A 12,108-nucleotide genomic window follows, 5' to 3' on the forward strand; every position below is an offset into this window, starting at 1 on the left:
TGTCAAAATAAATTCAGCGTGATGGAGGAGAAACGTATGGATACGAAATCAGTGGCTGTCATAACAGGAGCGACCAGCGGCATTGGACAGATTGCGGCCATGGATTTAGCCAAGCGCGGCATGAAGCTTGCATTAACTGCCAGAAGCAGAGAACGAGCGGAGGAAACAGCCAGAAGGATTAATGAGGTTGCGCCTCATTCAGAAATGGTCTTTTTTTACGGTGACTTATCTATTATGGCGGATGTGAAACGGATAGGGGAAGAAATCAAGTCAACCTATCCCAAAATCGATGTGCTCGTAAATAATGCGGGTCTGCATGCTTTTAAACAGCGGATCACCTCCGAAGGCTTCTCGGAAATGATGGCTGTCAACTATTTGGCTCCCTGGCTATTGTCGAAGATTTTGCTGCCGTCGCTCAAGGCTTCAAACAAAGCGAGAATTGTCAATGTGGCATCAGAAGCGTCCCGCAATCATGGGGTGCTGACGCTGCCTGAAGATTTGACGGATACCGCTGATTTTACAGCGAGGGGCTCGTCAGCCATCTATGGAAAAACGAAGCTGTTGAACATTATGTTTGCAGGAGAGCTTTCCCGTCAATTATCTGGCACGAGTGTAGCTGTTCATACGCTCAATCCCGGATTTAATGTAACCGGACTTGGCCGCGAGCTCTGGTTTGCCCCGCTGCTTGAACGAATTTTAAAATGGCTGCGAATTGGAGACCCGCGCAAAGGTGCCGAGATTATTACCCGCCTAGCAGTTGATTCGCAATACGAAGGTTTTACTGGCGGATATTATAACGTTGGGACAGGGAAATCGATCCTTCCTGTGCACCCAGGCGGCGATCTGGCAATGCAGTCTAGGCTGTGGAAAGAGACACAGCAATTGCTGAAGCAAAAGGAATGGATATAAATAATGGGACTAAGGCGGTATATTATGACTGTTCCGATTTTACCGCAAAAAGCATGACCGCAGCGCTCTCCAAGCGCTCAACGAAGATGGAGTAGCGGCGCGACTGGAGCCAGCTTTGAAGCTCATGCAAACGGAAAGGCTCAATAGCTGCAGCAAGAGGCTGCCCGGCAGCGGCAAATTTAGTTGAGTCTGCTGCTGCTTCGCTATCCTTGCTAATATCGATAATGGCTATTCGTCCTCCAGGCAGCAAAATTCGATCCATCTCAGCCAGAGCGAGCAGCTGCTGGGAATCATTCAAATGATGCATTGCAAAGCTGCAAGCAATGAAGGCGCATACTCGATCCGGCAGTGGTATGGTGAGCAGGTTGCCGAGCTTTGCATCCACATGCGGCAGACGCCGGCGCAAAATGCTCAGCATTTGCACCGATTGCTCAATTGCTGTTAAGCGTACACCTGCTTCTGCGAGCTTGACAGACAGATTGCCGGTTCCCGCTCCAAGCTCGGCGCCGTACTCGCCTGCAATCGGATCAATCCATTCCAGCGTCTTCATTAACGCTTGTTCATAGCTGAAGGGAGTCAGCACCTTTGCCAATGCAGCCATTGGGGCAGCCTCGCCATGCTCCAGCGCTAGACGATCATAATCCCAGCGATCATTCCAGCTGCTTCGCTGGGAGCGGGAATGCTTCATCTTTTCCGCTGCATCCTCAGCAGCGCCAAGCTCAGGCTGTGGTTGGCTCCGCCATTTGGCTATCGTATCATCAAGCGCCTGCAGCTTTTGCCCCGCTGCGACCCATTCCTCATAGAGGAGAGCCCGCGCACGATCGGCTAATCGCAGAAAATCATCAGGCTGGCGTGCCGTTTGCAGCACCTCGCCAATGGCAGCCAGCGGCATGCCAAGCTCGCGGAGCGCAATAATCCATCGCAGCCGCTCTATATCTTCCTCACTATACAGGCGATAGCCGTTTTCGCGCGCTTTCGTGGGCGTAACGAGCCCTTTTTCCTCATAAAATCGCAGCGTACGCGGAGTTGTATCCAGCAGCCGTGCAGCTTCAAATACTTTCACCGTCATCCCTCCTTTACTAAGCATGAACCTTTCCCTAACGTAAAGGTCAAGCTTTTTTCAAAATTGCTCATTCATTCTACAGCTGGTTACGTCTTGAAAAAAGAGCCGCCTCTGCACGGGTGTGCATCGAGACAGCTCTTAGTCTTATTTATTAGTATGATCCTAATATAGCCTACCGTTGAAACAGCGCTTTATTTGCGGCCGTTCAACAGCTCCCAGCGATACACGTATTCAAAAATGAACTCAAACGCCTCCAAATGGCGCTTCGCTTCAAACGGATTCGCACCCCAAGCATAAATGCCGTGCTTGCGCAGCAAAATGCCGGGAATTTCGGGCTGCAGGCGCTCCATTACTTCAGGAACGATTTGCGGAATGTTGGCGAAGTTGGACACAATCGGAATGTCGATATGCGCTTCCTCGTCCCAAATATTGAACGCCTTAATTAATTCTACGCCGTCAACCGGCACGGATTTGCGATCCCAGAACCATTCCGAGATGACGCTGTTAAAGACGGTATGCACATGAAAAATAGCGCCTGCGCCCGTCTGGCGGTAAATTTCGCAGTGGATCAGCGTTTCCGCCGAAGGCTTCAGCTTAGTCGCTTCGACAGCTTTGCCTTCTTTATCGACGAATAGGTAGTCTTCCGGTGTATGAACCGTCTTATCCTTACCGCTTGCCGTAATGGCAAAATGGAACTGCTCGGGGTCGAAATCCCCTACGCGCACGGACAGATTGCCGCTTGTGCCAGGGAACCAGCCGCGCGAGGCAAACAGCTCCTTTACTTCACGCAGATCAGCGAGCGCCTTCTGTTTCTGCTCGGTTGTAATTTGCTCAAATGTCATTACGATTCATCCTTTCCCTTGTCAAGCACGCGAATAATATCATGGAACGTCTCATATTCGGAATGAGGCAGGCCAAGCTCCTGGCATTTCGTCGTCAGGTGCGAGCGGGAAAAAACAGCATCCGCCAGCTTTGCGCCTTCAAAGTCCGTCACGCTGTCGCCAATGACAATACGTTCATATTGCTCAGCGGGGAAGCTGCGCATAATCGTCGTTTTGCACATGCCGCATTCATTGCTGCATTGTCCGTCGCACGGATGCGGCCATGTAATTTCAATATTAGCACCGCTAAAATCATGGCCATTGCAATAAATATGATCCTGTGGAATATCGAATGGCTCAAGCACCGGATAGACGAAAAAGTCTATGCCGCCGCTTGTCACGTAAAATTCAATATCATTTTTCCGGCAGTAGGAGAGGAACTCGCCAAACCCTTCGCGAATGCGCGCATTCGTAATGCCGAAATGGACAACTTCTTTTTGCATAGAAGAAGGGAGGAGGCGGAACAGCTTGCCTACCCCTTCACGAATGGATATTTGCTGTGAAATCGTCTGCTCCACAATCGGCTCCCAGCCTGGCGGGTTAAAATGGCGGATGATCGCAATAATATTATCATTTACCGTAATCGTTCCGTCGAAATCGCAGAACACGATGCGTTTTTTTGCTGCTGTCATTCTTTAATCCCCCAAGCGTCAATAGCAGCTTGCAGTGCTTCACCGCCAGGAGCTGCGGCAGCATCGCGCAGATGAATGCCATTCATCGCTGCATCAATCGCGAGGCGGAAGGCTTGTCCGCCAGCAGCGGTGCCCATCGGATGGCCGTGAATGCCTCCGCCAGCGTTGACGACTACATCGGTGCCGAAGTCGCGCAAAATAAGCGGCACGAGGCCCGGATGAATGCCCGCGGATGGAACAGGGAAGCTGGTGAGCAGCTCGCTGGATGGGGCAAGCAGCGCTTCCTTGACGGCGAGATTTTCTTCCTTCGGCATGACGACCGAGCCGTAAGGAGAAGGGAACAGCACGAGATCAGCTCCCGCAAGGCGCATAAGCTTGCCCAGAAGCACGGAAGCGCCAATGCCATAGTGCGGCGAAGGATACATCGCGCCTGCCATAGCCGGATGCGCAGCAATCGGTACGCTGATCGACGGATCTTTGCTCAGCTCATGCAGCACATCGTAGCCGTAAGCCAGCACATTAAAGAGCAGGGCGTTAGCTCCAGCAGCAATCGCTTTGCGCGCCTGAGAAGCAAGCTGCGAAGTAGGGCCCGTCAAATTGACAGCATACAGCAGCTTTTGGCCCGTTTCCTGCTGGGCGCGCTCGGCAGCTTCCCTACAAGCCTCAACGCGTTTTTCCAGCGGGGTCAGCGGATTTTCAAACAAAATTTCATCGTCTTTAATCAGATCAACGCCGCCAAGCGCCTGCTTATAAAACTGCTCCTGCAAGTTCGCCAGATCATGGCCGACAACAGATTTGAAGATGCTCATCAGCAGCGGACGCTCCTGTACGCCGAGTAGGCCGCGAACGCCTTGCAAGCCAAACTTCGGACCCGGAAAAGCAGAGCCGAACGACTGTGAAACTTCAATATCAATCAGCTTAATTCGTCCGTCCATCGACAGCTTGCCGAAAATCGTAACGAGCAGGGCAGGGATATCGCGGCTGAAGTTGATATCTGGATAGGCGATGCGAATATCAGCGTAGCGATTGCCTTCTCCGCCTTCATGCACCTCAACGGACAATACTTTGCCGAGATGCTTCTCCATTTCGGATTTGCGCGCTTCCGGCAAATCGGTCCAGCTTCCAACCGTCAGGCCGACGGCAATGGATAACGCTTTTTTATCAAAATCAGCTTTATCATCAAAGCTGCGGTAGGTAGCAATGCAAAATTCACTCATTTTTTCAAGCTCCTTTCAATATCGGCTCCGATTTCGGCTGCGCGTTCGGCGGAACGCTTCATGCCGCTGGCAATTGTCTCTGCCAAACCTTGCTGGCTCATCAGCTCAAGCGCTGCTTGTGTCGTCCCGTTCGGGGATGTCACTTTGCGGCGCAATTCGGCAGGCTCCTCGCCAGTTGCACGTACCATTTCCGCTGCACCAAGCACCGTCTGCGTGACAAGCTCCTTGGCAGCCGTTTTGCTAAGGCCCATTGCCTTCGCCGCATCAATCATCGATTCCATAAAATAATACACGTAAGCCGGGCCGCTGCCCGATACGCCGGTAATGGCGTCTTGATAGTTCTCCTCAACGACGGAGGTGATGCCAACGGATTGGAAAATAGCTTCCGCCAGCAGCTGCTGCTCCTTCGTCACCGCTTCGGAATAACTGATGCCTGTAACACCGAGCCCGATCGTGCAGGACGTATTCGGCATCGTGCGTACGATAGGCAGCTTGCGGCCAAGAAGCAGCTCAATCGAAGAAATCGATAGTCCGGCAATGACCGAAATAATAAGCTGATGCTCCGAAATAAAAGGCTTAATGCCTGCAATGGCTTCGGCTGCATCTTTTGGCTTCATGGCGAGAAAAATAATATCGGCTTCCTTCAGAAAAGCTTCGTTCGAGGAGCCTTGCAAAATCGTCTGAACACCATACTGGCTGTTAAGCTCGTTCAAACGATCGGCATTTTGCCGGTTGAGCATTGCAATGCGTTTCGGCTGCGTCAGGTTCTGATTAATCATGCCCCGGGCGATGGCTTCCGCCATGGAGCCTGCGCCGTAGAAAGCGATTTGCAGCGACTGAATGCGATCAATCGTCTTGGTGTCTGTATCTATTGGCATAACGGTTTCCTCCCATATTTTCGAAATCGTAAAGTGAACGCTTAATTAGCCGCGAATTTGTCCAGAGCCGGTAATCCGGTATTTGGTTGATGTGAGTGCAGGCAAGCCCATAGGCCCGCGTGCATGAAGCTTCTGCGTACTAATGCCAATTTCGGCGCCAAAGCCGAATTCAAAGCCATCCGTGAAGCGAGTGGAAGCATTGTGATAGACGGCAGCCGCATCAATTTCTTGCATAAAGCGGGCTGCATTGCCTGCGTCCTCGGTAACGATGCATTCGGAATGCTGCGTCCCGTAGTTGCTAATATGAGCGATGGCCTCATCCAGATTATCTACGATTTTCACGTTCAGAATATAGTCATTATACTCTGTCGCGTAATCCTCATTCGTCGCTTGCTTGGCGTGCGGAATAAGCTTCATAACGCGCTCGCAGCCGCGAAGCTCCACCTTTGCTGCTGTAAACTGCTCAGCAATGGAGAGAAGCGACTCGCTGGCAAAAGCTTTGTGTACAAGCAGCGTTTCCATGGAGTTGCAGACGGATGGACGCTGTGCTTTGGCATTGAGCGAAATGCTGGCCGCCATCTCCACGTTTGCACTCGCATCAATATAAGTATGGCAAATGCCTGCGCCGGTTTCAATAACCGGAACGGTAGCATTTTCAACGACGGTGCGAATGAGTGTTGACCCGCCGCGTGGAATAATAACATCGAGCAGTCCGTTCAGCTTGAGCATTTCATTGACCGACGCGCGATCGGAATCTTCAATGAGCTGGAGGGCATCGGCTGGCAATGCCGTCGACTCAAGCGCCTGGCGCAGCACCTCGATAATTTTGCGATTCGATTCAAGTGCTGCCGAGCCGCCGCGGAGCACGACGCAGTTGCTAGTTTTGAGACATAATCCAGCCGCATCGACCGTCACATTCGGACGCGCTTCATAAATGATGCCAATAACGCCGATCGGAACACGTGATTTTTCAATATGCAGTCCATTCGGACGGTCGAACTGCTCCAGCAGTTCGCCAACTGGGTCAGGCAGATCAGCGATTTCACGGAGCGCTTGAGCAATTGCTTCAATTCTTGCCTCATCGAGAGCGAGACGGTCGAGCAGGGAGCGGCTAGTGCCGGCTGCTTCTCCATTTTTCAAATCGAGCTTGTTCGCTTCAATAATATCAGCTGTATGCTTAATTAAAGCGTCAGCGATCGTAAGCAGTGCGGCATTTTTCTGGTCGGTCGTTACGGTGTTCATAATACTTGCAGCACGTTTTGCCAATGTGGCTTTTTGGACAACTTCGCTTGTCATAGGTTTGTTCCTCCTAAAAATAAGTGATGAATAACGACTGGCCCTATTAATGGACAAGGGCTTATTTTAATGAAACCCATTCATCCCGGTGGATGACTTCAATCCGGCTCACATCAATTCTGCGCTTCACTTCTTCGCTGCCAAGTCCGGCTGCTGCCTTAGCTTGCCATGCAGCGTAATTGACGACGCCGCGCCCAATCGTTTCGCCGCTGGCGCTAAGCACCTCCACGATATCGCCGGGATGGAAATCGCCGCTGCTGCCTGTAATGCCGGCAGGGAGGAGGCTTTTGCCCCCTGTAAGCAGCGCAAGCTCAGCTCCTGCATCGACTGATATCGTGCCTTGAGGCATAGAGTGGAAGCCCAGCCATTGCTTCTTCATCGGCAGGCTATGCATCTCCGTATCGAAATACGTGCCTTTGCCGGAGCCGCTTGTCGCAAGCGACAGATCGCCAGGCTGCTGCACTTTCCCGATAAAAGCGGGTACGCCGCCGCGCATGGCAATTCGGGCTGCTTCAATTTTGGAGCGCATCCCGCCCGTTCCAACTGCCGAGCCAGCACCGCCGGCGAATTTCATAATGTCTGCGGAAATGCTGCCGACTCGCTCGATTTTGACTGCTTGCGGATTCTTCCGTGGATCCTCCGTGTACAAGCCGTCCATATCCGTAATAATAATGAGCTGTCCAGCTTTCGTCATTGTTGCGACCAGTGCTGACAAATTGTCATTGTCACCAAATTTCAGCTCATCGGTTGCGACGGTATCGTTCTCGTTAATAATCGGTATCGTGCGCAGCCTGAGCAGCTCTTCAATGGTCATCAAAGCGTTCTGAATTCGCTTGCGGTTAGAGAAGTCTGCCCGCGTCAGCAAAATTTGTGCCGCTCCGATACCGAACTGGCTAAAAGCTTCCTGATAAGCTTGCATGAGCAGCGCTTGCCCAACTGCGGCGGCCGCTTGCTTCTCGTGTACGGCTTTGGGCCTTGACTCATAGCCAATTTGGCGAAAGCCTGCAGCAACGGCACCGGAGGTGACTAATATGACCGAGCAGCCTGCTGCATGCAGCGCGGCAAGCTCGGAGACAAAATAAGCGATGCGTTCTTTGTTCAGTCCGCCTTCCTCGGAGGTTAGCGAGCTGCTGCCGATTTTTACAATGATTCGTTCCGCCATTTTCCCATCATCCCATTTCCTGACAAAATAAAAAAGACTCCCGTCCGTAAAGGACGAAAGTCTTATATGCTTCCGCGGTACCACCTTAATTGACTGTAGGCCGGTTAAGGCAAACAATCCTGCTTGGGCCTCGTAACAGGAGGTGCTGTCCGATTCATCATCGGCCGTTCAGGGGCAGGTTCAGCGAGCAGTCGAGGTAAATTCTTGCAGCCTCTGGAATTCACTCTCTGGGCACGACCTAGTCAAGCTTACTGGTCCCGTCATAACGTTTCATGTTCAATTGATGTAAGCATATCATGATCGACGGGTGCTGTAAAGAGAGGCATTTGCAGGCGGTTATGCTTTGAAAATGCCTAGCTTTCCAATACGTTCAACCGCTTCCTCCAGCCGAGCTTCGCTCGTAAGCAATCCAAGCCGTACATAGCCTTCGCCGAATGTGCCGAAGCCGACTCCAGGCGCGACAACGACATCTGCTTCCTGCAAAACGAGATCCGCGAACGATTCAGATGTATAGCCTTCTGGAACAGGCAGCCAGCAGAAGAAGGAGCCACCCGGACGCTCTGCTTTCCAGCCGATGCGATCCAGCGCGCCAAACAACGCTTCTCGTCTGCGCTCATAAGTGGCATTCAGCTCCGTCACGCATTGCTGAGATCCGGTTAGCGCTTCAGCCGCCGCTTCCTGAATGCCGCCAAACAGGCTGCAATAATAATGATCCTGCATAAGATTGATTAAAGAAATGACTTGCGGGTTGCCTAGTGCAAAACCTACGCGCCAGCCCGCCATGTTGTAGGATTTCGACAATGTATAAAACTCTATGCCCACTTCCTTTGCTCCCGGCGTTTGCAGGAAGCTGACGGGACGCTCGCCATCAAAGCCAATCGCGCCATAAGCAAAATCACTTGCGACAACGACGCCTGTGCGGCGGGCGAATTCTACTGTCTGTTCATAAAATTCAGCATTCGCTACCGCTCCGGTCGGATTGTTCGGATAGTTCATAAACATGAGCTTAGCACGCCTAAGGGCGGCTTCGTCAATGGCGCCATAATCAGGCAAAAAGCGGTTTTCCGCCGTTAGCGGCATAAAATGCATATCCGCTCCAGCGAGCGCCACGCCTGACCAATAATCGGGATAGCCCGGGTCAGGCACGAGGCAGACATCGCCTGGATTAAGCAGGCACTGGCTAAGTTCCACCAGACCTGTCTTGCCGCCAAACAAAATGGCAACTTCTGTCGTTGGGTCTATATCGACGTTATAATCTTCCTTATAACGTTTCGCTACGGCTTCCTTGAGAAAAGGGTAGCCGCTGAAAGGCGGATAACGGTGATACATAGGGTTTGCGGCTGCTTCCTGTAGCTTGGCCACAATGTGCGGCGGAGTCGGCTGATCGGGATTGCCTTGTCCAAGGTTAATAACGTCGCGGCCTTTCGCGACTTGGGCATTAGCCTTAGCAACCAATTTAGCAAAAAATTGCGTAGGCAAGCCAGTCATACGATCTGCTGGTTTAATGATATGCTGTTCCAGCTTTGTTTCCATTTTATTCACACTCCACATCCAATAGTTGCTCATGAACAATAAGCCGTTAAGCATTACTGTAGCACGCAAAAACCATTTATGTCGAGTGATTCAGTTGGAATGGATTCTTAAGCGGCCGGAATGCCGACTTTTTTAACAAAAGCTGCGATATCAGCTGTAAATAACAGCAGCAGCGGCCTGCGCTGATCATCAAAAACTAACAGCTGCGGCGCTTTGCCTTCGCATACGAACAAAAATACTTCGGTTGCATTGAGCGAAATATTGTTCGTGCTCAGCTTGTAAGGTTTAGCTAGAGGAACGCGATATACATAGGTACAGGTGTTGTCATTCGTTAATTGGGGGGCAAGACCTGTAATGGAGCCAAGCCAGCTGTTTGCCATCTTTTGATAGTCCTTGTCATTCGGTACAGTCAGCACGACCTTGCCAGCTTTAACATCAAAAACTTGAACGGGTCCCACCGTATGTTGCTCTTTTGCTGTCTCCTGGGCAAATCCGGTGGAGGCAAAAATAAATAATGAGCAAGCTGCGCACAGGGCAGCTATCCATTTTTGCAGCTTCATGTTATGCATGCTCCTTGTCTGTATATGGATTGGTAATTGTACTTGAGTTATCATCCCCATCTTGACACAGAACCATGTGAAGGTATCATTAGGGAAAATGAATGGTTGCAACATACAGGAGGCCTGACGAAAATGAATAATGAAAAATTAAACATTGCGCTGCTGCAAATGGACATAAATGCAGGAAATCCGGAGGCGAACTTTGCCAAGCTTGCGCAAATGCTGGAGCAAGCGGTAAGCGGGGATCGCAAGCTTGATGTCATCGTGTTTCCTGAAATGTGGAACACAGGCTATGCGCTGACGGAAATCGAAACGCTGGCTGATGCGAATGGGGAGCGGACGAAACAGCTTTTGTCAGCCTTTTCGGCTAAGCATCAAGTAAATATTGTTGCGGGCTCGATTGCGGAAAGCAAGGCGGATGGCGTTTACAATACGATTTTTGCTTTCGACCGTGCGGGGGAAACGATTGCGGATTATTCTAAAATCCATCTGTTCCGTTTAATGGATGAGGAAAAATATTTGCAAGCTGGCGATAAGCTTGGTTTGTTTCAGCTTGGCGGACAGGAAGCCGGCATGATGATTTGTTATGATATCCGCTTCCCTGAGCTTGCTCGCAAGCTGGCGCTTGGAGGCGCAAAACTGCTGTTCGTTCCAGCTGAGTGGCCGAATCCGCGCCTGCATCACTGGAAAACGCTGCTGAGCGCAAGAGCGATTGAAAATCAAATGTTCGTCATTGCCTGCAATCGGGTAGGGCAAAGCGGCGAAACGAGCTTTTTCGGGCATTCACTCGTCCTTGATCCGTGGGGAGAAACCATTGCTGAGGGTGGAGAGGACGAAGCGATTATTTATGCGGAAATCGACCTTTCACTCGTTGATGCGGTACGCGGGAAAATCCCCGTATTTGAAGATCGTCGGCCAAATTTGTATTAAAAGCTTGGATAAAAAGTCAAGAGAAGTGAAAAGGTTGGGGTTAAATAGCCCTCGGGCAGCCCAACCTTTTTACATCTAGCCGTTTCTGTTTAATACCATTTTTTAGCGGATCATTTATTTATAATGGACGATCGTTTTGTTCATCGTTCGAATGAAGGCTTCCGTAGCTTTGGATAGGTAGCGCCCCTTGCGGCTGGCGATGACTAGTGTCCGTGACGCTTTGGGGGACAGGGGCAAGTAGATGGGGGCGAATTCGCTCCCTCTTTGCCGTGTCAGCATTTTCGGGACGAAGGCGATGCCCATGCCGCCCGCGACGAGCGATTGGACGGTTTCAATATTGCTGCTTTCAAATACGATTTGCGGCGTAAAGCCGGAAGCCTGGCACAGCTCGACCGTAATTTGCCGAAAGCCCTGGCCTTTTTTTAATCCGATAAAGGGTTCATTGCGCAATATGCTTATCGGTACAGGCTCCGTGCTTTCCGCAAGCGGATGCTGCGGCGGAATGGCCAGGCAAATTTCTTCTTCCATTAAAGGCTCCCATGCAAGCGTGGTGTCGGCAAGCGGAAGGGACAGCAAGCTGAGGTCGGTGCCGCCGCTTGCCGTAAGCTGCTCCAGCTTTGCCGATGTATCCTCTACGAGCACCACCTCGATTTGTGGATACTGGGCGCCGAATACCGGCAGGACGAGCGGCAAAATATGCGAGCCCGTAATCGGCAGCGTTCCGACGACGAGCCGCCCGCGCCGCATTTGCGCCATATCATCCATTTCCTGCTTTAATTGTTCAATCGCATCGAGAATCGTTTGGGACTTGTCAACAAATACCTGACCAGCCTGCGTAAGCTCAACCGAGTTGGTCGTGCGCCGAAACAGCAGCACGCCAAGCTCCTGCTCCAGCTTAGACAGCTGCTGGCTGAGCGAAGGCTGGGCGATATGCAGCTTTTCCGCTGCGCGGGAGAAGTTTTTTTCAATTGCGATTTGCAGCACATACTGCAGTTGTCTGAGCTCCATGGGCATCCTTCGCTTTCTATTTTTCTGGGAAGAGCTTCT

12 protein-coding genes are annotated in these 12,108 nt (G+C 51.4%); 2 read left to right on the forward strand and 10 right to left on the reverse strand.

Going from position 1 to position 12,108, the window contains the following annotated elements; translation table 11 throughout:
- Positions 1–36: 36 nt before the first annotated feature.
- Positions 37–909, forward strand: coding sequence for an SDR family NAD(P)-dependent oxidoreductase (locus tag AC6B99_RS26010; protein WP_494880307.1), 873 nt, complete (start codon positions 37–39; stop codon positions 907–909).
- Positions 910–931: 22 nt separating this feature from the next.
- Here AC6B99_RS26010 and AC6B99_RS26015 read toward each other — a convergent pair whose 3' ends face one another.
- The 9 genes from AC6B99_RS26015 to AC6B99_RS26055 form a co-directional block, all read right to left on the reverse strand.
- A complete protein-coding gene (locus AC6B99_RS26015) occupies positions 932–1,972 on the reverse strand; it encodes a MerR family transcriptional regulator (protein WP_496664572.1) in 1,041 nt (346 codons plus the stop codon).
- 191 nt (positions 1,973–2,163) lie between these two features.
- Entirely contained in the window at positions 2,164–2,814 is a 651-nt protein-coding gene (gene mtnB / locus AC6B99_RS26020; RefSeq protein WP_056028674.1) for a methylthioribulose 1-phosphate dehydratase, read from the reverse strand.
- Positions 2,814–3,485 (reverse strand): 2-hydroxy-3-keto-5-methylthiopentenyl-1-phosphate phosphatase, encoded by a 672-nt coding sequence (locus AC6B99_RS26025; RefSeq protein ID WP_056028670.1) that lies wholly within the window; start codon positions 3,483–3,485, stop codon positions 2,814–2,816. The genes mtnB and AC6B99_RS26025 overlap by 1 nt, the downstream gene beginning before the upstream one ends.
- On the reverse strand, positions 3,482–4,702 hold the full coding sequence (locus AC6B99_RS26030) for a 2,3-diketo-5-methylthiopentyl-1-phosphate enolase (protein ID WP_496664573.1): 1,221 nt from the start codon (positions 4,700–4,702) through the stop codon (positions 3,482–3,484). The genes AC6B99_RS26025 and AC6B99_RS26030 overlap by 4 nt, the downstream gene beginning before the upstream one ends.
- Positions 4,699–5,580 carry a pyrroline-5-carboxylate reductase gene (gene proC, locus AC6B99_RS26035; protein WP_494880312.1) on the reverse strand — a complete coding sequence of 294 codons (882 nt, stop codon included), beginning with the start codon at positions 5,578–5,580 and terminating at the stop codon, positions 4,699–4,701. Before proC ends, AC6B99_RS26030 begins: the two co-directional genes overlap by 4 nt.
- 45 nt (positions 5,581–5,625) lie before the next feature.
- Positions 5,626–6,876, reverse strand: coding sequence for a glutamate-5-semialdehyde dehydrogenase (locus AC6B99_RS26040; protein ID WP_496664574.1), 1,251 nt, complete (start codon positions 6,874–6,876; stop codon positions 5,626–5,628).
- 61 nt (positions 6,877–6,937) lie between these two features.
- Entirely contained in the window at positions 6,938–8,038 is a 1,101-nt protein-coding gene (proB, locus tag AC6B99_RS26045) for a glutamate 5-kinase (protein WP_496664575.1), read from the reverse strand.
- Positions 8,039–8,374: 336 nt separating this feature from the next.
- On the reverse strand, positions 8,375–9,571 hold the full coding sequence (locus AC6B99_RS26050) for a pyridoxal phosphate-dependent aminotransferase (RefSeq protein ID WP_496664576.1): 1,197 nt from the start codon (positions 9,569–9,571) through the stop codon (positions 8,375–8,377).
- Positions 9,572–9,678: 107 nt separating this feature from the next.
- Positions 9,679–10,131 carry a hypothetical protein gene (locus tag AC6B99_RS26055; protein ID WP_056028652.1) on the reverse strand — a complete coding sequence of 151 codons (453 nt, stop codon included), beginning with the start codon at positions 10,129–10,131 and terminating at the stop codon, positions 9,679–9,681.
- A 132-nt stretch (positions 10,132–10,263) separates the two neighbouring features.
- Between AC6B99_RS26055 and AC6B99_RS26060 the strand changes: the two genes are divergently transcribed.
- Positions 10,264–11,061 carry a carbon-nitrogen family hydrolase gene (locus tag AC6B99_RS26060; protein ID WP_056028649.1) on the forward strand — a complete coding sequence of 266 codons (798 nt, stop codon included), beginning with the start codon at positions 10,264–10,266 and terminating at the stop codon, positions 11,059–11,061.
- 114 nt (positions 11,062–11,175) lie between these two features.
- Here AC6B99_RS26060 and AC6B99_RS26065 read toward each other — a convergent pair whose 3' ends face one another.
- Positions 11,176–12,069 carry a LysR family transcriptional regulator gene (locus tag AC6B99_RS26065; RefSeq protein WP_056028646.1) on the reverse strand — a complete coding sequence of 298 codons (894 nt, stop codon included), beginning with the start codon at positions 12,067–12,069 and terminating at the stop codon, positions 11,176–11,178.
- Positions 12,070–12,108 lie beyond the last annotated feature (39 nt).

The sequence above is a fragment of the Paenibacillus liaoningensis genome (assembly GCF_059609455.1).

Bases quoted from the DNA above. Each gene is read 5' to 3' on its own strand.
- AC6B99_RS26040 (WP_496664574.1), bottom strand. From the start codon at position 6,876: ATGACAAGCGAAGTTGTCCAAAAAGCCACATTGGCAAAACGTGCTGCA.
- AC6B99_RS26050 (WP_496664576.1), bottom strand. From the start codon at position 9,571: ATGGAAACAAAGCTGGAACAGCATATCATTAAACCAGCAGATCGTATG.
- AC6B99_RS26030 (WP_496664573.1), bottom strand. From the start codon at position 4,702: ATGAGTGAATTTTGCATTGCTACCTACCGCAGCTTTGATGATAAAGCT.
- proC (WP_494880312.1), bottom strand. From the start codon at position 5,580: ATGCCAATAGATACAGACACCAAGACGATTGATCGCATTCAGTCGCTG.
- AC6B99_RS26025 (WP_056028670.1), bottom strand. From the start codon at position 3,485: ATGACAGCAGCAAAAAAACGCATCGTGTTCTGCGATTTCGACGGAACG.
- proB (WP_496664575.1), bottom strand. From the start codon at position 8,038: ATGGCGGAACGAATCATTGTAAAAATCGGCAGCAGCTCGCTAACCTCC.
- AC6B99_RS26060 (WP_056028649.1), top strand. From the start codon at position 10,264: ATGAATAATGAAAAATTAAACATTGCGCTGCTGCAAATGGACATAAAT.
- AC6B99_RS26065 (WP_056028646.1), bottom strand. From the start codon at position 12,069: ATGGAGCTCAGACAACTGCAGTATGTGCTGCAAATCGCAATTGAAAAA.
- AC6B99_RS26010 (WP_494880307.1), top strand. From the start codon at position 37: ATGGATACGAAATCAGTGGCTGTCATAACAGGAGCGACCAGCGGCATT.
- AC6B99_RS26055 (WP_056028652.1), bottom strand. From the start codon at position 10,131: ATGAAGCTGCAAAAATGGATAGCTGCCCTGTGCGCAGCTTGCTCATTA.
- mtnB (WP_056028674.1), bottom strand. From the start codon at position 2,814: ATGACATTTGAGCAAATTACAACCGAGCAGAAACAGAAGGCGCTCGCT.